The sequence below is a fragment of the Sphingobacterium paucimobilis HER1398 genome (genome assembly GCF_000416985.1).
GTDB lineage: Bacteria > Bacteroidota > Bacteroidia > Sphingobacteriales > Sphingobacteriaceae > Sphingobacterium > Sphingobacterium paucimobilis.
In genome coordinates this window covers 545,471-566,506 of record NZ_ATDL01000022.1, presented here as the reverse complement: position 1 = coordinate 566,506, position 21,036 = coordinate 545,471, and the positions used below count along the sequence as shown (strand labels likewise).

The 21,036-nt window shown below is 41.0% G+C and carries 14 protein-coding genes; 7 read left to right on the top strand and 7 right to left on the bottom strand.

The features are described 5' to 3' along the window. Nucleotides 1-129: 129 nt before the first annotated feature. Nucleotides 130-876 (bottom strand): DeoR/GlpR family DNA-binding transcription regulator, encoded by a 747-nt coding sequence (locus M472_RS44120; protein WP_021072394.1) that lies wholly within the window; start codon nt 874-876, stop codon nt 130-132. 151 nt (nt 877-1,027) lie between these two features. Between M472_RS44120 and M472_RS44115 the strand changes: the two genes are divergently transcribed. Further along, the gene (locus tag M472_RS44115) at nt 1,028-1,558 is read left to right on the top strand and encodes a 5' nucleotidase, NT5C type (protein ID WP_021072393.1); all 531 of its coding nucleotides are present in this window, start codon (nt 1,028-1,030) and stop codon (nt 1,556-1,558) included. Between the two features lie 270 nt (nt 1,559-1,828). Then, nucleotides 1,829-4,021 (top strand): WG repeat-containing protein, encoded by a 2,193-nt coding sequence (locus tag M472_RS44110; protein ID WP_158499951.1) that lies wholly within the window; start codon nt 1,829-1,831, stop codon nt 4,019-4,021. A gap of 37 nt (nt 4,022-4,058) precedes the next feature. Here the strand turns inward: M472_RS44110 and M472_RS44105 are convergent, their stop codons facing one another. The 5 genes from M472_RS44105 to M472_RS44085 all read right to left on the bottom strand — a co-directional run bounded on the left by M472_RS44105 (nt 4,059) and on the right by M472_RS44085 (nt 11,781). After that, nucleotides 4,059-5,459, bottom strand: a complete 1,401-nt coding sequence (locus M472_RS44105; RefSeq protein ID WP_021072391.1) for an efflux transporter outer membrane subunit — start codon at nt 5,457-5,459, stop codon at nt 4,059-4,061. 14 nt (nt 5,460-5,473) lie between these two features. Then, nucleotides 5,474-8,620 (bottom strand): efflux RND transporter permease subunit, encoded by a 3,147-nt coding sequence (locus M472_RS44100; RefSeq protein ID WP_021072390.1) that lies wholly within the window; start codon nt 8,618-8,620, stop codon nt 5,474-5,476. A 20-nt stretch (nt 8,621-8,640) separates the two neighbouring features. After that, nucleotides 8,641-9,774: an efflux RND transporter periplasmic adaptor subunit gene (locus M472_RS44095; RefSeq protein ID WP_021072389.1), complete on the bottom strand. Its 1,134-nt coding sequence runs from the start codon at nt 9,772-9,774 to the stop codon at nt 8,641-8,643. A gap of 139 nt (nt 9,775-9,913) precedes the next feature. Next, a complete protein-coding gene (locus M472_RS44090; protein WP_021072388.1) occupies nt 9,914-10,663 on the bottom strand; it encodes a LytR/AlgR family response regulator transcription factor in 750 nt (249 codons plus the stop codon). Between the two features lie 5 nt (nt 10,664-10,668). Further along, nucleotides 10,669-11,781, bottom strand: a complete 1,113-nt coding sequence (locus M472_RS44085; RefSeq protein ID WP_021072387.1) for a sensor histidine kinase — start codon at nt 11,779-11,781, stop codon at nt 10,669-10,671. Nucleotides 11,782-12,026: 245 nt separating this feature from the next. On the opposite strand from M472_RS44085, the gene M472_RS44080 reads away from it, so the two are divergent. Genes M472_RS44080 through M472_RS44060 form a run of 5 tightly spaced genes read left to right on the top strand, consistent with a single transcriptional unit; the run spans nt 12,027 to nt 20,602 of the window. Further along, a complete protein-coding gene (locus tag M472_RS44080; protein WP_021072386.1) occupies nt 12,027-13,208 on the top strand; it encodes a Pycsar system effector family protein in 1,182 nt (393 codons plus the stop codon). A gap of 4 nt (nt 13,209-13,212) precedes the next feature. Then, nucleotides 13,213-14,124 carry an SdiA-regulated domain-containing protein gene (locus M472_RS44075; RefSeq protein WP_021072385.1) on the top strand — a complete coding sequence of 304 codons (912 nt, stop codon included), beginning with the start codon at nt 13,213-13,215 and terminating at the stop codon, nt 14,122-14,124. Further along, nucleotides 14,124-16,436: a GAF domain-containing protein gene (locus M472_RS44070; protein WP_021072384.1), complete on the top strand. Its 2,313-nt coding sequence runs from the start codon at nt 14,124-14,126 to the stop codon at nt 16,434-16,436. The genes M472_RS44075 and M472_RS44070 overlap by 1 nt, the downstream gene beginning before the upstream one ends. An 18-nt stretch (nt 16,437-16,454) precedes the next feature. Next, nucleotides 16,455-19,058: a BamA/TamA family outer membrane protein gene (locus M472_RS44065; RefSeq protein ID WP_021072383.1), complete on the top strand. Its 2,604-nt coding sequence runs from the start codon at nt 16,455-16,457 to the stop codon at nt 19,056-19,058. Nucleotides 19,059-19,072: 14 nt separating this feature from the next. Further along, the gene (locus M472_RS44060; protein WP_021072382.1) at nt 19,073-20,602 is read left to right on the top strand and encodes a SulP family inorganic anion transporter; all 1,530 of its coding nucleotides are present in this window, start codon (nt 19,073-19,075) and stop codon (nt 20,600-20,602) included. A 59-nt stretch (nt 20,603-20,661) separates the two neighbouring features. Here M472_RS44060 and M472_RS44055 read toward each other — a convergent pair whose 3' ends face one another. Next, on the bottom strand, nt 20,662-21,003 hold the full coding sequence (locus M472_RS44055) for a hypothetical protein (protein WP_021072381.1): 342 nt from the start codon (nt 21,001-21,003) through the stop codon (nt 20,662-20,664). Between the last annotated feature and the right edge of the window lie 33 nt (nt 21,004-21,036).

Below are 21,036 nucleotides of genomic sequence, written 5' to 3'. Positions count from 1 at the left end.
AGTAGATTATTGTTTTCATGGCCATGTAAATTTGTTAATCCTGTTTTGGAATAATGTTTACATAAATCTACTGATTTACTGTCAATTATATGTTATTAAAAGATTAAGTTTATACGAAGAAATCAGAGACTATAGAATTTCTATTCCCAGTTTTGTCAGAGCTTTAGTTCCTGGCGTACCTTTGGAATTCTCTGTTATTAAGGTATGCATACGGTCGGTCTGGGCTATAAAATAGGGCGATTCACTATTTATCTTGTCCGAAGTACATAAACCCACGGTTTTGACGCTGTGCCTCATCATCGCCAGCTTTATTTCTGCGTCTTCCAGGTCTTTGCAGGAAAGGTTATCTGGGGCGATGCTGCATATACCTAAAAAGTAGATATCCACTTTAAATTTAGCAATACCTTGCAGTGTCTCGTTGCCGTAGGTTGCAAACGAAGTTTTATTGAGCTTTCCGCCTAAAAAAATAAGCTCCGCAGTAGGATGGTCTTCAATAGCATTAGCTACGGGAAAACTATTGGTGATGATTGTTACTTTTAAGTCTAGAGGTAGAATTTTAGCTAATTCTAAAACAGATGTTCCGCCGTCAAAGAATAACACTTGTCCACTTTTGATGAGTGATACTGCTTTCTGTGCGATAATTTTCTTTTGATCGATATCGGTATTCTCTCGATCCCGATAATGATGGGGAATACGGGATACAGATACCGCCCCACCACGAACTGCACGTAATAAGCCTTTGTTATCTAGTTCTTTGATATCTCGTCTTATTGTGTCCTCTGAAACAGCTAGTTTTTTAGATAGCGATTGAAAGGAAGACGAGCCATTGGTAACGGTCTCTTCAACAATAATATTATGACGATCCTCTTTTAACATAAGGCAAACCTACATAAATTCAATATTGTACGCAATATAATCGCGTGTTAATGTAAAATTGATAAGATTATTGTTTCTATATATTGCTGTTGTTTGCAATGTTTTGCTTTATATTTCTAATTTTTGCTATATTTGATTAAAATTATAAGATATGCACAATAGAAAAACAATAGCGTTGGATATGGATGGGGTCTTGGCCAACAACCTGGATCATTATCTCAATTATTATCATCAAGAGACAGGTATACAGCTTACTGATGCGGATGTGTTAGGATTACCTGAAGGAGAATGTGTTCCCGATAAAACAGCGGTGAGACGTTACATTGGCTCTGAAGGCTTTTTTAGAACACTGCCTGTAGCAAAGGATGCACAAGAGGTCGTGAAAGAACTGCACGATAGATACGATGTTTTTGTGGTATCGGCAGCGATGGAGTTTCCGTGGAGCCTTCGGGAAAAAAGAGACTGGTTAGCTGAGTATTTTCCATTTATCTCTTGGCATAATATTGTCTTCTGTGGACATAAACATATTATCCATACCGACTATCTAATCGATGATCATGTGAAGAATTTGCTTACTTTTAAAGGAAAAGGTTTAATGTTCAATAGTTTTCACAATATCAATGAACATCGGTTTGAACGTCTGCAGGACTGGAAGGATGTACATCGGTATTTCCAAGGATAGTTTGACCGCTTAGTCCGTTTTTTGATGCTTATCCAGTCTTTTGATGGGAGGCTGGAGGGCTAGAACTATACTCAGGTAGGACGGTTATAAACTATAGATTAACTGTATTCAGGGATTTTATAGTGACAAATAATAGCGATATTTGAGTATATTTTGTTGTATATGAAGTACCTGATCTGCCTTTTTTTATTATTTCAGTTGAGCTTGAGTTACACTCAGGAATATCAAGTTGTAGAATCTATTGAGTTCGGGGACTACCTTTCTCCCCTAATGAAAATTAAGAAATCAGGTAAAACGTATTATTACCATCCAGCTAGTGATTTTTGGATCGATGACGTCGAAGAGCATGCCGCAGATTTGTTTGTTGTTGTTAAGGACGGTAAATATGGTATGTTGAGAGAGGATGGAAAAGTACTGTTGCCCTGTGTATACGATCATATCAAGCTCGAGACACGTTATGAAGGACAATGGGAGGAAGGGATAGCTTATGACTATAAATTTGCGGTTTTGAAGCGTAAAGGTAGCGTTGGGGTAGCAGACGAACAAGGAAATATTATTGTTCCCTTTGATTACGAAGACGCTAAAGTCATCAATAAGGCAGTGATAGCAGTATCTCGAAAAGGAGTATGGGGCTGGGTTTCCGCGCAGACGGGACAATTATTACAAGAACCACAATTCGAGTATGTAACAAATTTCTATAGTGATGATTTCGTAGAGATTAGGAACGGCGAACAGGCCGGACTGGCAAAAGCGACAGGTGATGTCATTATCCCTATAAAGTACGATGATTATATGCGTATACTTTACGATGGGGAGGAGGTCCGCTTTGAAGCGAATATCTCAACTTGTTCCTATGTCTTTGATACTACCGGGAATGTGCTGATCTCCGGTCATGAGCTCTATCGGGCTATCGAAGGCTCTAGTTTATTGGTGTTTAAAGAAAAGGATTATTTAGGTATTATAGACCCTGTGTCCAAAAAAGTGATTGTACCGGCTTCGTTGGAGTATATTGGCGGATTTAATCGTAATCTAGCGAGAGCAAAAAAGAAAGGGCAATACGGTGTGATTGGTGCACAAGGAGAGATAGTGCTTGATTTTGAATACGATGAAGTCAGCTTCTTAAAGGCTGATGGCAGATATACCGATGAATCTGTCCCAACGATTTCTTTGGGCGGGCGAGCGAGTGCTTACGATCGTGACCCCAGATGGAAAGCCCGTATGGACTACGAAAGCGAAGTTCATAAAATGCCTTATTTAATAGCAGCAATGAATGACGGACAGAAGGGGATTTATAACTGGGAGGGGCACCCCATTCTTCCTATGGGCAAGTATAGCGGTATAGACGCACATTACTATAATGGAAAGACATTCTATCGAGTAGAAAATCAAGGTAAAATAGGAGTAGCTGATGAGCTTGGCGAGGAAATTCTTCCTCTGGATTATGTTGTTGAAAACTCCTATCAGTTTTCAAATAGGGGCGTAGAATACCAACCTCAGGTGCTTAAGCGGTATTTGGCTTTCTCTAAAGGAAAGCGGGAAGGAAGTTACCTTGAGCAAATCGGACTCTTCGATCTGGAGACGAAAAAGCTAATTCTACCAATAGCTGAGCAGTATATCGATATACTAAATGAAGAGTGGATGCTGGTGCGTAAGCGTTTGGAAAACTATGATAATGCTTTTTACAGTTATAATATAAAGCAAAATCGGATGGACAGCTTGTTACAGCAAATAGCGGAATGTCATTTGGTAGATAATCGCTATTGGCTGCTCGAGATGCAGAATAAGGAGTATAAGCTCGTCGATCTACAAGGTAGACTGATCTATAAAAATCCAACATGGAGGACTGATGCAGGGTATAACTTACTTCGTTTTCCGACCTACAATGATAAAAATCATGGCGGATTTTACAGCGGATTGAAGAAAATATATGGCGAAGAAGGGAATCTGTTTATCAATGACCGCGGGGAAGAAAAACGATTCGAGGGCATAGAGCAGGTCGATGCATTCTATGAAGGAGTGGCATTGGCTGCTAAGCGTGATGTCGGGAGAGAAGGTGAAAGAAGGAAATATAAATATGGGATGATTGATGTAGCAGGTCGCGTGGTATTGCCTTTTGAGTATGATAATGTGTATGCCACAGGGAGCGAAGACGGTATTTTGCAAATACAGAAGGGAATGCACTATGGCTTGGCACGTCGTGACGGTCTTATCTTACTGGAACCTATTTTTGATTATGTAGAGCTGAGTGCCAGCTATCCGAATATTATGCTTACGCAGGACGGGAAGTCAGGTATGGCCGATAAAAACGGAAATAGGGTTGTCCCTGCTATTTATGATGACATCCGTAGAAATTATCACGGCAAAGACAAAACATGGCCCATTATCGTGAAAAAGGATGGCTGGTATTATGTAATGGATAAAGATGGTAATAAAGCTCCGATCAAAGCCAAAGAAAAAGAATAAACAATAAAAAGCGGTCCTAAAGACCGCTTTTTATTGTTTATTCTGCACCGCCTCCCAACGAACGGTACAGGTCAATTATACTATTTAGTTTTTCCTGTTCAAGGTTATTGCGCTCCAGATCATTCTGCAATTTAGCATTCTGCGCACTTATGACTTCGAGATAGGTTGCCATACCGCTTTTATACAACAGCAGGGCATCATTTGTAGCTTTATCCAAAGCTAAACCTCTTTCCAATGTCAAAGCTAACCTATCTGAACTCCCCTTATAGTTGGCTAGGCCGTCAGATACCTCAGCTACCGCTAGCAGGGTCGTCTTTTGAAATTGTATAGCGGCTTTCTCCTGCTCCAATACGGCTGTTTGATAGGCTGTTTGCAGTTCTTTCTTTTGGAATATAGGCTGCGTTAGATTTGCCGCAAGATTTTTTGTAATAGACCCCGGTAAATCGAACCAGTTTTTAAATAAGAAAGAGTTTAATCCAGCTTGAGCCGAAAGACTTAATGAAGGATACATTGCCGTTTTTGCAAGTCCGGTTTTGGCATTAAGTGCTATGACGTCATATTCTGCAGCCTTTAGGTCTGGACGTCGGCTCAACAGATGTGCCGGCACACCCGTATTGAATAGTCCCTGAGGGAGGAGGTTAACCAATTGCACTCCTCGTTGTACACGGTCGGGATACACACCACATAGAATCAATAAAGCATTTTCTTGAACGTTAATTGATTGTATTGAAAGCGGTACAATCAGTTCTGCGGTTTTCTTCTGTGCTTCCGATTGTTCAATAGCAAGCGAGTTGACCTGACCTGACTGATATTGCAGATGTGTGATACGTAGTAGCTCCTCACTTAGTTTTACGTTTTCCTGTGCTATTTTCAATTGTTCGTCCAGCGCTATCAAGCGGTAGTAGGCCTGAGCTACCTGAGCAATGATACGGGTACGTAATGCAGCATAATTTTCCTTTTGACCGAAGTAAGCAGCTCTAGCCTGTTCCTTATACAGTTGGGATTTGCCCCAGATATCTGCCTCCCAAGAAACAGTTATTCCTGCGCTATAGTCGTCTATGTATTTGCTGTTTGTAAACTGACTGCTCATAGCTCCATTTAGACTATTGTTCGATGACCAGCCTCTACTACCATTAGCATTAAAAGCAGCAGTAGGGAACAAGGCCAGTTTAGCCTGCTTCATCAGTAAATCGAGTTGATCTATGCTTTTTAGAGCCATCTGCAAGTCATGATTGTTCTCGAGCGCCTTATCGATTAAGGTAATCAACAACGGGTCCTGGAAAAATGATTTCCAGGGTAGTTGTACGCTATCCGCCGTCAGCGTTAAGTCTGTGCGGTAGTTCTCGGGCAAATCGAGCTCAGGATGTTTGTATTGCTGCGTTACCGAGCAGGAACTCACAAACAGAATGGTTGCGATTGCGCTATATAATATTTTCATGGTGTTCCTTTGTATTATGATTTAGTATTTATCTCATGCTGTTCTTTTTTTCCAGATGCCTTCTCTTGTAAAAATTGGAACAATGCATATAGAACGGGGATAATAAATACCCCAAGTATCACACCGCTCAGCATGCCCAGAGCCGCGCTGATACTGATCGAAATATTTCCAACTGCCATTCCTCCGGATGAAGCCATCAATGGAATCATACCTGCTATAAAGGCGAGAGACGTCATCACGATAGGACGTAGACGCGACTGTGCTCCAGCGATAGCCGATTCTATAATCGATAATCCTATTTTTCTACGTTGTACCGCATATTCGACAATTAGAATCGCATTCTTAGCAAGTAGTCCGACCAGCATAATCAAACTTACCTGAACAAAGATGTTGTTGTCTAGACCAATAGCCCGTATTCCAAGGAAAGCACCGATCACTCCAGTAGGAATCGATAAAATGACAGAAAGTGGAAGAAGGTAACTTTCATACTGTGCTGAAAGAATCAGATAAACAAAGAATATACATAAACTAAGTATGATAATCGTTTGATTACCTGCTGACTTTTCTTCGAGACTAAGCCCTGTCCATTCATAGCTATAGTCCGAAGGTAAGCGGTCAAGTATCGGTTCTATACGACTCATAAGCTCTCCATTGCTGATCCCAGGTTGCGGAGATACATTAATCGTCAGTGCATTGTAGAGATTGTACCTATTGACTGCTTCCGGACCATAAACCTTGTTTAATGTTACCAATGTATTGACAGGTACCATTTCTCCCGTTTGACTTCTTACAAATACATTGTTGAAAGCTTGTTCATCCATACGGAATACGCCATCAGACTTTATGCTCACCCGATAGAATTTTCCAAAGCGGGAAAAATCAGCCGACTGATCACCCGAAAAATAAGTCTGGATCGTATTTAACAGCCCTGCAACACTTACTTGCATTTGTTTTGCCTTGTCTTCATCGACTTCCAGTTCCAATTGTGGATAGTCTGTACGAAACATGGTATAGGCGTAAGCGACACCAGGTGTAGCCATCAACTCCCCAATTAATTCATCAGCTTTAGCTTTTAGAACCTGTGGACTACGGCCTACTCTGTCTTGTAACGCAATCTCGGCGTCATTTGTAATACCATATCCCTCTACTGGAGGCATTCTAAAAGTAAGAATAGTACCTTCCTTTACCGTTGTCAATTGTTGAGAGATCGCTTCTGTGATGACATTGATGTCCTTAACCGCGCCACGTTCCTTTTGAGGCTTGAGTTTGACGAATCCCATACCATATCCTGATCCGGCACTACCACTTAGTAGATTGTAACCAGTGATGGATGTGTTTTCTTGTATAGCTTCGTTGCTTTTCAGCATTTCATTGATTTTCTCTGCCACTTCGGTTGTTTTACTTAACCCCGTTCCTGGAGGCATGTTAAGGACATACATCAGTAAACCATCATCTTCCATAGGTACAAAACTCTTTGGGGTACTCATCATGAGAAATCCCGCTAGTCCGATCGTACCTATAATCATTCCACCCGCAAGCCATTTCTTTCGGAATAGAAGCTGAATACCCGATACATACTTTCCGGTTAGGTTCTCAAATCCAGCGTTGAACGCCGTTGTGAATCGTTTCACAAAACCTTTCTTCCTATTATCATGTCCTTCTGCATGATCATTTTTCAAGAACAATGCACATAGGGCAGGAGTAAGCGTCAGGGCATTGACCGCCGATATAATAATAGCGATAGCTAGTGTATACGCAAATTGCTTATAGAAGAGACCTGCCGAACCAGACATAAAGCCAATCGGTACAAATACCGCAGACATCACTAAGGTGATGGAGATTACAGCTCCGGTGATCTCACCCATAGCGCTATAAGTAGCCTCTCGAGGACTGAGATTGGTGCCTTCCATTTTGCCATGCACAGCCTCTACGACGACGATAGCGTCATCGACAACAATTCCGATAGCAAGTACAAGAGCGAATAGGGTCAGCACATTGATTGTAAAGCCAAATACCAATAGAAAAAAGAAAGTCCCTATAATTGCTACCGGAACAGCTATAGCGGGAATGATAGTCGACCGCAAGTCTTGTAAAAACAAGAATACAATGATAAATACCAGTATAAACGCTTCTATTAAAGTCGCTTTTACCTGACTGGTAGCCTCATCAAGGCGTTCTTTCGAACTGATTACCTTAGAGTATTTAACGCCAGGAGGAAAAGATTTAGACAATTTTTCAACTTCTTTGTTGATACCTATCTCAATCTCATTGGCATTAGAGCCTGTAGCCTGCATGATAGCTACGGATACCGCATTTTTGCCATTGGTCGTATTGTCTCCACTATAGGATATCGACCCAAATTCAATCCGGGCTACATCGCGAAGACGTACTAAATTCGACTCCTCATTTTTGACAATGATATCTTCATATTGCTCAGGAAGATTTTTCTTTCCTTTATAGCGAATGACATATTCCAACGCGGCATTTGATTCTACGCCTAGTTTTCCTGGTGCAGCTTCCAAGCTTTGGTCTGCAATTGCTGCCGATATATCCGAAGGCTGAAGCCCATGGGACGCCATTTTTTGTGGATCCAGCCAGATACGCATCGAGTAGTCTTTCATACCATATACCTCTGCCTTTCCAACGCCTTTTACCCTCTTTATCTGTGGCAGCAGGTTGATATTGGCATAGTTCTGTAAGAAAGTCTCATCATAGCGCGAGTTATCTTCCGTATACAGGTTGAACAGCAAAACCATACTGTTTTGTTGTTTGGATGTGGTGAGTCCCATGCGGACAACTTCCTGAGGTAGGATCGGTGTAGCCTGTTGTACGCGGTTCTGCACGTTGACAGCCGCTTGGTCAGGATTTACCCCTTGTTTGAATACAATAGTGATCGAAAAGGAACCGTCATTGCTGGCTGTGGACCGCATGTATTCCATATCCTCTACACCATTGATCTGTTCCTCAAGCGGTGTGACGACCGAACGGATTACCGTTTCACAATTACCACCAGGGAATGAACCCCAGACGGATACGGTAGGAGGAGCAATATCTGGGAATCGGGTGATAGCCAGTCGGCTAAGACCCAGTACACCCAGTATTACAATGATTATGGAGATTACCGTCGCAAGTACCGGACGGTCTATAAATTTCTTTAACATGATACTTGTATTAGCTTTGCTTACTGAATCGATAGTGTCGTGTCCTTAGCGGCTACTTTTAAGCCGTCTTGTAACATATCGATTCTGTTAATGGCTATTTTGTCGCCCTGCTGTACACCAGCCTTGACAAAATAGAGGTCTTTTGTTCCACCTTCAATTTCGATGGGAACCATGTTTACGGTACTGCTATCCGATAGCCTGAATACAAAAAACTTGTCCTGAATGTCTTTAACGCTCAATTTCGGAAGCTGGATAATATTGTTGACTGTACGGTTGAGCATCACCTTGGCTGCTCCCCCTGAACGCAACAATTTGTGCGGATTGCTAAAGACAGCCTTCATCGTGATACTTCCAGTTGCTTTATCAATATTTCCACTGGCGCTTTCCAAGGTTCCTTGTTGGTCATAAGCCGACCCGTCCGCAAGAATTAATGTGACCTGTTTTCCGCTTTGGGATAGCAGGTTTGACTTTTGATAACTGAGGTAATCGGCTTCGCTCAATGAAAAATAAACCTGTACCGAACTGATATCCGAGAGTGTCGTTAGTGCAATAGGATCTGCAGGAGACACAAGGGCACCTTTACGATTAGGAATGCGTCCGATATAGCCGCTTACTGGGGCTTTTACTACTGTAAAGTCTACGTTTATTTTTGAAGATCCGAGACTGGCTTTAGCTTGTTCGACCTGAGCAATGGCAGACTCATAAGTAGCCATCGCCGTTTTTAGCTGTATCTCTGTTACTACTTTGCCATCCACCAGAGGTCTTAGTTTCTCGATCTCTAAGCGGGCCGTTTCTTGAGCTGCTATTGCAGCTTTAACTGCCGCCTGTCCATTCTTGACCTGCTCTGTATATACCTCCGGACTGATACGGAATAGTGTCTGTCCTTTCTGCACAAAATCTCCTTCCCGCACCAGTACTTCCGAAAGATAGCCTGTGACCTGAGGTTTGATTTCTATATTCACAATACCTTCTATAGCACCGGGATATTCTTTATGTGTGTTTACATCTTCAACTTCAAGGCGGATAAAATCCGTTTCTACAGCAGGCTGTTCCGCTCCATGGTGTTCTGATGTAGATGGTCCACAAGAGGTCAGGAACAGGGCAATTGCCGATGTGTAGATTAAAGCGATTTTTACATGATTCATTGTCATCATAGATTCTACTTCTTTGTATTTTAAGGATGCAAATAAACGTAGACCTTTGATGTATTATGTTTATAATCTTACTGAAACGTAGATATTAACGACTGAATTGACGGAATTACTGATGGATTGATTAGCCTAAAAGGTGTTTTTAATAGCCAAGCCAACTTTTTAGAAGAGGTGCTTTATCTCTGCTCACGATGATCTCGATCGAGGAATTGTTTTTTAGTATGACTTTTAGTTTGGAATTGAAATAATTGAACACTCGGGAAATAGAATCTATGTGTACAATAAACTGCCGATTTGCTCTAAAAAATAAACGAGGGTCTAATTGTTTCTCCAACTCATCTAGCGTCTGTGGAATAATGATCTCACTGCCATCGATAAGGTAAGCTTTGGTAATCCGCATTTCAGAAGAAAAATAATGAATGTCGGAGACGAGTATGGTTTTGAATTCATCTCGAAAAGGTATCAGAAAACGGTTCCTATATTCTTTGGGCTGAAAAGCTGTCAAAAGCTTTTCGAAAGATTGTCGATCGGAAATCTGCGTGATATAATCTAGTTTTTCAAATGCTGCGACCAATTCATCCCTGTCTACAGGTTTTAAGAGGTAGTCAACACTATATTGTTTAAACGCTTTAATAGCATATTCGTCATAGGCGGTAACGAAGATAATTGGAACTTCTAGTTTGATTTGATTAAAGATTTCAAAGCTCACGCCATCAGAGAGCTGTATATCCATCATAATGACATCTGGAAAAGGGTTGTTGGATAGCCAATCTACGCTTTCTACAATACTTTCCAGAACATCTAGGATCACAGCCTGAGGGCGGATCTCCAGTATCAGTCTTTTTAGCCTTTCGGCATTTGGCTGTTCGTCTTCAATTATTAATACATTCATATAGGCTACTTTAATAGGGGAATGGTTACACTAAAAGTTTGTTCGCTTGTGTCTATAGATGGAACTAGGCTTCCTAGAAGGCGGTAACGTCGGATGATATTAGAGATGCCAATCCCAGAGGATAACGTTGTATGCTCGAGAGGACGTCGGCTATTCTCGACCACGATACATTCCTTGTCATCTGATTCTATACGGATCAATAAAGGATCCGTTCGGAGGGTCTTGTTATGTTTAAGCGCGTTCTCAACCAACATTTGCAAGGTCATAGGGGGGAGTGAAAGTCCGTAATAAGCTTCGTCAATCGCAATTTCAAAACGTACGCCACTCCCGATGCGTTGTTCTAGTAGAAAAATGTAAGCGTTTAAAAATTTGATTTCATCTTCCAGCTGGACAAGATCTTTTTTGGAATGTATAAGGAGATATCGGTATAGCTTGGTGAAGTTTTCAGCATATTCATGCCCCAATTGTTGATTTGTCAGAATAAGCTCTGACAGTACGCTGAGGTTGTTAAAAACAAAGTGAGGGTCCAGTTGTAGTTTTAGCGATTGTAGTTCGGCCTCTACAGCAAGCTGATTTAATTCTAAAGCATTTAAGGCCGCATTTTTCCAACTGGCTATGAGATAGTCACCAGTATTAATGGCCATTATAGCAAAAGAGATAATTAGACTGACAACAAGCCATCGGATAGATTCTACCGTATCCTGTACGGTAGGTGGGGTTGCCTTCCCGTTTCCATCTTCAAAAAAAGTGATAAAGATAAAAGTCTGTATATAGAGGAGGATAAGTACTGTAGCTAGGGTAGTAGTAGATTCAAGCAATAATCGTTTTATGGGACTATCTTTCCAGGAGATGAAGTTATCTAGTTTTCTGCCAATTAATATACTTGCTTCTGAAACCGCAAAACAAAATAAAAAAGAGATAATACAATCGGCTAGAATATAGCGCCATCCGTGTTGAAAATAGTTTTGCCAGAAATAAGATAAAGGATCCACAATATAGGAAACGATATTGTATAAGAAGAATGCCGATGTAGCAATGAGAATCCGTTTGCCCATATCGGTAAAAAAAGCATCCTTCTGTGAAGCTGTGCGATTGATTACTTTAAATTTTTCCTTCAATGTCGTTGTTGCCGTTTAATCTTTCATCTACAAAAATGTGTAAAAACCAGTATATAAACCACTTTAAAAGTAAGCAATAATATGGGGCTTACCCATTGTTATCGGCCAAGACGAGAATAATTCCTACTGAAACGTATATACACCTGTTTGAAACAATTGTTCAAACTGCATAGTATTTTTTGTTCTTTGGACTTTTTGTGCTTATTTTATATCAGATATGTATAATATGCTTAACACAGATACTTATGGAATATGAACATATTGTAGCGCAGATACCTTCTTTTATCAAGGAAAACATACGGCAGTCTACAGAAGGTATGACGTATTGTTTTCACGATGAGACTCATGTGCTGGATGTCGTGGCAGCGGTACGCGAAATGGCTGATTATTATCTCTTGTCGCCTACAGACCGTTTTATTGTTATCTGTGCTGCTTATTTTCACGACGTTGGCTATGCGAATGGTGGTGCAGTGGGGCATGAAGAACGGAGTGCAGAGTTTGCTGATCAGTTTCTGATTAAATATGATGTGGAGGAGGATGCACGCAAGCAAGTCATGGCTTGTATATTGGCAACCAGAATGCCCCAGAAACCTGAGGGGTTATTACAACAGATTGTCTGCGACGCTGATCTCTTTCATTTAGGAGGGATGAATTTTGCCGAACGTAATAAACTCATGCGTAAGGAGTCGGAATTGGTCACAGGACAAACGATAGACAAGGAAATGTGGAGGAGGCAGACTATTCGGCTTATGGAAAACCATCACTACCACACACAATATGCTCAGGAACGACGCGAAAGCATAAAAAAGCACAATTTGAATACACTGTTGGAGAAAAACAATAAAGGAAATGGTGATAAGATATCCCAACAAAAGGCCATTAAAGTAGGTGGTAAGAAGTCTAGACCTGAACGTGGCATTGAAACAATGTTTCGGATTACCTCATCCAATAATCAACGATTGAGTGATATGGCTGATAATAAAGCCAACATATTGTTGACTGTCAACTCTATTATTCTATCTGTGGTGGCTGCGGGACTCTTGCGAAAACTGGATAGTAACCAACATCTCATTATCCCTACTTTTACTTTGATGACTGCAGTTGTCATTACAATGGTGTTGGCGATTTTAGCAACTATACCTAAAATTCCTGCAGGTTACTTTAAGGACGAAGAGGTCCAAAATAAAACCGTAAATCTTCTGTTCTTTGGTAATTTCTTTAGAATGCCATTTCATACCTATCAGGATGGAATGCAGCAAGCAATGGAAGATAGCGAATTCTTATACGGTATGATGACCAAGGATGTGTATTCCCAAGGGGTAGTTCTAGGGCGTAAGTATAGACTGCTCCGTTATGCGTATGGCGTGTTTATGTTTGGGCTGGTCCTATCCGTAATAGCATTTTTTATAGCCATTATTACCTATTAACGATATGATTGAGCATTACTCCCTACCAAAACAAAGAAAGCTAAAAGTCATTTTAGGCTTTCTTTTTGTGCTAATTGTACATAGCTTACTCAGTTGTAATTTCAAAACGGCTTCTCAACAGGATAGCCAATTGGAAACAGATACGACCGGTTTTCCCTATCCATTAGCCTCCGGGAAGACTTATGTTTTGCCAGATGTATTGGAGGAAATATCGGGTTTGACTTATCTTTCTACGATACCACAGACTGTCTTTGCGATCCAAGATGAGGATGGAATTCTCTTTACTTATGACCTGGAAAGGGGAGAGGTTACAGCGCAGTTTCAATTTGCAGGTTCAGGAGACTATGAGGGTATTGCCAACGATGGAAAAGAGTTTTTCATATTGAAGAGTAATGGTTCGATTTATAGCTTCGCCATCGGTACGACGGATCGGTCCAAGGTCACACATCATACAGGGGTGTTGCCGTCAGGAGAATATGAATCTATGGCTTTTGATTCGAAGACTAACCGCTTATATGTATTGTGCAAAAGCTGTAAAATAGATAAAAAGACTGCTAGCACAACCGGATACATACTCAGTCACTCTTCCGACGGAGAGCTTACAGTAGAGAAAACATTTTCTATTCATACAGACGAAATCAGACAGTTGGACAAGAGAATGGCTAAGTCTTTTAAGCCATCGGCTATGGCCAAACATCCTATAAATGACGAATGGTATATTATATCTTCCATAGATAAAGCATTGATTGTTACGGATGAAACATTCCGGTTGAAACAAGTAGTGCGATTCGATAGGAAAACCTTCGAGCAGCCTGAGGGAATGGTGTTTGACGAGCATTTAAATCTCTATATATCCAGTGAAGCTGGGGATAAAGGCCATGCCGAAATTTGTAAAATACAACAGGTGAAAAAGTAATGATAGAGACAAGAAATGTCTATATAAATAAATTAATTGCTGTAACAAGTGCATATAGTGATTTATCTTTCGCTAAGCTATATGAACATTTGCGGACTATAGATGTTGGCTCAATCGGGCAAAGCATGTCCCAATTGGTACAACAGCGTATTGCAGAAATAGAAAAAGAAAAGGGAGAGCTGTCTGTAGACAATGCTCAGGATTTTTTAGAAGCTTTTGAGTTGATCTTTGGTTGGGCAAATAATTTAGCAACAGATACACCTCAGGCTTGGGGTATGTCTACGCCTATCCCTTCGGTTCTATTTGCTGGAACAGTTCCGATGTACGATCTGCTTGAACAAACATTATCTCCGGTTATAGATCAGCGTGCGCATCTATTTTGTAGGGATGTGATTCATACCGATAAGATTATGTACGAGTTGGTACTTGATAGACTGTACGGTATCCCAATGACTGCAACTCCTTACATCTTTGAATATATAGGAGAGGAAGAAGTTACCAAATATTTGAAGTTAGAGGTTGATTTCAGTTTTGTCACGGTGCGCCCCAAGACTGTATTACCGACGTTAGATTTTTCATGTGTCAATAATCGGGAAATGCTTGATGAGGCCAATGTGCAGCCTCTTCTCCAAAGTATACACTTGGATAATTTTATATTTGAAGGCTTTTCTATGCTAAGGTTTACGGATGCAACCGAGAGCTTTGTCCTGGATAGTATACAGGATATGATATTGAACTTTAATACCTACACACGCAACGAATTTGTTCATAGTCTTCTGGATAAAATAAAGAGTGTACTTGGCAAGCAGGATGTCAACTGTTCACTTTTTCCTGTTTTATACCTCAATGGCATGCCTATTCTAAAGGAAGGGGTGGCCAAAAGTTATTTGCTTTTTAACGAATATATCGGAGGAAATATCGATAATATCGAAGAATATGTACTTAGATATTTAGAATCTCCTTTTATTCTGTCGTATAATATTCACCCCGATTTTGATACCAAGCTGGAATATTTCCGAGCGAAGATCGAGGCGTTGGACGTGAGTAGTTACGTCTGTTTTCCCTTAAAACACCAAGAGGAACTTGTTGGTTTCTTGGAGTTATATACGAAGGAAGAGTCTACGTTGTCGCCTTCTATTCTGACTCGTTTATCACCACTTTTTCCTGTATTAATCCAATTGGGATATGATTTACGTTTAAAGTTCAAGAATAGGTTAGATACCGTGATTTTGCAGAACTATACTGCACTCCAGCCTGCAGTGCAGTGGCGTTTCAATCAGGCTGCAGCAAAGTATCTGAAGGATTACGAAAACACCCATGAGTCGTTGCCATTGGAGCGGATCAGCTTTTCAAATGTATATCCGCTGTATGGAGGGGTGGATATCAAAGATTCTACGAAGCTTCGCAATATTGCCTTTAGGAAAGATAATAAGCTTCATCTGGATAGACTGCGAAGCCTTATGAAATACTTGCCTGAAGGTTTGTTCCCTGATTTGGCTGCGTTGAAAAGTTTTAAACGCAAGATGGATAAGGTAGACACCTGGTTGGCAACAGATCGTAAGGTCGAGCGGATGCATGACATTACAGCCTTTTTCCAAGAGGAAGTCGCTACATTTATTCTGACATTATCTTGGTTGGATGATGAATTGGATAGACAGATTAAAATATATGCAGAGTCATTGGGTATAACCTATTACCAGGATGCTTTTGAAGAATCCTTAAAACAGGTAAATACTTTGATAGCTGGTAATATTAACAAGCTGAATGAGTTTGTTCAAGAGCGTTTTCCTTCCTATTTCGAAAAATTCAGAACCGATGGCATTGAGTACGATTTTTATATCGGACAGTCCATAACACCGTCTATGGTGTTTAATCCAACTATTTTGAGAACATTCAGAAGGCAACAGTTGGTCTCTATGGCACAAATCAGCCAACAGGTTGATAGATTGCAGGATTCATTGCCTATAGCGATGAATACGACCCAGTTGATTTTTGTACACCCTACTGCAATCGATATTTCGTTTAGGAGAGACGAAAGACGGTTTGATGTCGAAGGCGGTTATAATATCCGCTATCAGATGATCAAAAAGAGAATCGATAAGGTCTTGATCCGTGGTACAGATGAGCGACTTGTTCAGCCAGGGAAAATAGCGGTTGTCGTACAGGGAGAAGCAGAAGTGTCTATTTTGATCGAAGATCTACTCTCGGTAGCGGATATGGGATTGATTAAACCTGATATAGAAGAGTTAGAATTGGAAGAATTACAGGGAGTTAGTGGGCTGCACGCATTACGTGTAGATGTTATTTTATAAAATAAAAAGCACTTATTTATGCAAGTTCACAGGAAAAAGATGATATCAGTCGGAAATAAAATCCAGTATATCCTGTTTTTAGGTTTGTTGGGCTGTACATTCGGCACGGATACATATGCCCAAAAGGCAGATAGTACTACAGCATTGATTGCTCCCGAGTATGACAAAGTAGGTCCAGTCCGTCGGTTTTGGTTTGGCGATAGTTACCGAAAACTATATAACACACCTGTCCCTATGCGGGTAATGGATTTGAGCATCGAAAAGGGAGGATTGGAGATTGTCAAGCTCGGGGGAGGGATGCAGACCCAGTCTTTACGTTTGGTAGACCCTAATGGTCGCGAATGGGTACTACGTTCTATCCAAAAGTATCCTGAACGGAGTCTACCGGAGAGTCTTAGAAAGACGATTATAAAAGATATCGTTCAAGATCAGATTTCTATTACCCATCCTTTCGGCGCATTGACGGTGCCTCCTTTTAATGAAGCCTTGGATATTCCTCATGCTAAACCCGAGTTGGTGTATGTAGGAGATGATCCGCGCTTGGGCGAATTTAGGGACATTTTCAAGAATAGAGCTTATATTTTTGAACCTCGGATGCCTTTTGAAGATAGCAAGACAGACAATACCCTCAAGGTAATCCGTAAGGTACTCGAAGACAACGATACCCAGGTAGAACAAGACCTGACATTACGGGCCAGATTACTGGATATGATACTGGGAGATTGGGATAGGCATGAAGACAATTGGCGTTGGGATCCAGAAAAGGAAAAGGGCAAAAAGACCTATACACCAGTTCCTAGAGATCGGGATAAGGTGTATTACAAAACTTCCGGAGTATTCCCTGTTTTATTGTCTCATCAATGGTTGAAAGCACATCTGCAGCCGTTTAGCCCCCATATCAGAAATATCTCCCATTGGAATTTCAATGCTAGACATTTTGACCGTTTCTTTTTGAATCACTTGAGCCAATCGGATTGGGAGAAAGAGATTCGTTTTGTTCAACAGGCATTGACCGATTCGTTGATTCAGCGTGCGATGTTAGCTATGCCGGATACCATAGTAAAGCTCAGTGCCGAAGAATTGGTGCATAACATCCGTTCCAGAAGGGATGATATGGAGACGACAGGGATAGCGTATTATAAAGCTTTGGCAAATGTTGTAGATATTCCATTGTCTGCTAAAAACGAGTTCGTAAAACTCGACTATAGGGAAGACGGTACAGTAGCATTGAAGGTCAATAATAAAAAGAAAGATGGTACCGAAGGCCGAAAGCTTTTAGAACGAAACTTCTTTCCACATGAAACCAAGGAATTACGGATTTATGGAATAGGCGGTACAGATAGCTATACCATCGATGGCAACGGCAAGTCACCAATAAAGGTGCGTATAGTCGGTGGTGATGGAAAAGATGATTACAACATCGAACCCTCATTTTCCAATAGGAAGAAATTGTATCTATACGATGACAAGGATGCATCATTAAATACGATTCCCCGTAAAATGGGTATAAAGTATCGATTACGTAATGATACCGCTATTCACGCATACGATTATAATTCATTTGTATACGATCGTAAAGGAGTCCTGGTAGATGTCAATTACGGTATTGACCGTGGGCTGATCATGGGGCTTGGTTATATCATCGAGAATCAGGGGTTCCGAAAATCTCCATTTGCCATCAAGCATATTCTTAAGGCAAGTTATCTAACAGGGAGAGAGTCTTTTATGTTAAGTTATCAGGGGATAGCAAAATCAATCTGGGGAAAGCAGGATCTGTACATCGATATCGAATCCCAAGGACCATTCAATCTGAGCAACTTCTTTGGTTACGGCAATAATACTGTGTATGAAAAAGGAGAAGACAGAGGTATACATTATTACCGAAACCGTTACGATGTAGTGGATGCGGATGTAGCCTTGCTATACCCACTCTCTAACAAGTTGCGGTTGGGCTATGGTTCGTCTTCCACCTATTTTAATGCACAAGAAAGTAAAAATAACGGACGGTTCTTGGGTGACTATCAAAACGAACATCCCACAGAAAGTTTTTACGGAAGTAAATTCTTTACGGGAGCCAAAGTGGGGATAGACTACGATGGACGAGACAATATGGAAAATACCAAAGAAGGAATGCATGCCTATGCTAAGGTGAGTTGGCAGTCAGAGACAGGAGGTGATAGGAAACAGCATACCTATCTGAATACCGCATTTAGCTTTTACCATACTTTTGGAAAAGATGTAGCTACATTAGCGAACCGTACTGGCCTAGAGGCGGTATGGGGCGATCCCTACTTCTTTCAGCATGCTCAGCTTGGAGGCGAAGGCAGTCTTCGAGGATTTAATTCCAGACGCTTTACAGGTAAGACGATGGTCTATAATAATCTAGAGATGCGTGCCAAATTATTTAGTTACGATTCCTATCTTGTACCAGGCACTGTAGGTCTAGTCGGCTTTTATGACGTAGGTCGTGTTTGGATGTCGCAGGAAAAATCGCAGTCATGGCATCATGGTTATGGTGGTGGTGTCTATTTTATCCCTGCTGATCTGATGCTGATACAGGCTGCTTGGGGTATTTCCAATGAAGCCGTATTGCCCTATATCCGTATCGGTCTACGTTTTTAGTTTTGTTTGAGTTTATGCAGAGAATACAGGTAGTCTTGGGTTTCAACAAAGGAATAAATTATAGAAACGAGATTTTAGCAGGATTGACTGTTGCAATGACCATGATTCCAGAATCATTGTCATTTGCCATACTTGCTGGGCTTTCACCACTTACTGGTCTTTATGCTGCTTTTTTAATGGGATTGGTAACTGCAATCTTAGGGGGGCGGCCAGGTATGGTCTCAGGAGGTGCCGGTGCTACTGTAGTCGTGTTGATTGCTTTAGCTTCGTCTTATGGTGTACAATATCTATTTGCTGCAGTTATCTTGGCCGGGTTGTTACAGACTTTGGTCGGATTATTTAAGTTAGGGAAATTTGTCCGTCTTATCCCTCAGTCTGTTATGTATGGTTTTCTGAATGGCCTCGCTATAATAATATTTATGGCACAGGTCGCACAGTTTAAAACCGTAGAAAATGGTGTCGCTGTCTGGATGCAAGGTATTCCCTTATATTGGATGCTTGGGTTGACGGTATTGACTATTGCTATCGTATTGTTGTGGCCCAAAATTACAAAAGCTGTACCGGCTTCACTAATTGCTATCTTAATCATCTTTGCATTGGTATCGTTCTTTCACATCGATACCAAAAAAGTAATAGATATAGCATCTGTAAGCGGTTCTTTACCCTCATTTCATATACCACAGCTTCCATTTACCCTAGAGACACTACAGATTATCTTTCCCTACGCATTGGTTATGGCGGGGGTAGGTCTTATCGAATCGCTGTTGACATTGAATATGGTAGACGAAATTACCAATACAAAAGGACAGTCCAACCGTGAAGCAGTAGCTCAAGGTATCGCTAACATCACAAACGGTTTTTTCGGTGGTATGGGAGGCTGCGCTATGGTTGCGCAAACTTTGGTCAATATCGGAGCAGGAGCCCGTACCCGTCTATCTGCTTTCATTGGTGCTATTACCATTATGTTGGTGATATTATTTGGCGCTCCATTTATTGAACAGATTCCTATGGCCGCATTGGTCGGTGTGATGATGATCGTCGCTATTAAGACTTTTCAATGGGTTAGCCTGCGGGTGATCAATAAATTTCCCAAATCAGATATTTTTGTCGGTATTCTGGTAGCTGCAATAACGGTAATCCTTCATAATCTGGCATTGGCTGTGTTGGTCGGTGTGGTTGTATCCGCTTTGGTATTTGCTTGGGAGAATGCAAAACGGATTCGCGCACGCAAATACACCGATGAGCAGGGGGTGAAGTATTACGAAATAATGGGACCTCTTTTTTTCGGTTCGACTACGGCTTTTATGGAGAAGTTTGATGTGGCAGAAGACCCGAATGAAGTAATCGTAGATTTTAAAGCGAGTAAAGTAGCAGATATGTCAGCGATAGATGCACTGCATAAGCTGACCGAAAAATATCATCAACAAGGTAAAACGCTTCGATTACGTTACCTCAGCGCAGACTGCCGTAAGCTGTTGAAAAATGCCGAGGGAGTGATCGATGTCAATATAATAGAAGACCCGACTTATAATGTGATGGTCTAGCAAGTGAAAGTGAGGTTATGCCTTTCGATAAAAGACATAACCTCAAAATCAAGTAGAGTTTATTCGGTCACCTTTTTGGTGCAACTGTTGTACACTTCTTTTATATCACTTACCTCTTGGTAGTCACTGAAATCAATCTTCTTTCCCGAGCAGTCGTAACCATGTTGAGGAGGGACTACATTACAGTTTTGGCATATTGTGTGAGCGAAATATACCTGCTGATTTTTATAGGTACCACGGTATAGATTGGTCTCCATAGATCCTTGTTTGGTGCATTTCAACTCCTTCTCATAACGTTTGACCATCTCTCCAATACAATCGGGAATGTCTACTTTCTCTTCTGATTTCTTACAGCCCAATACAAAGGTTACGGCTATCAATAGGATAATGATTTTTCTCATAATAACTTAGTTTCTGATTGTAGAACTATAACG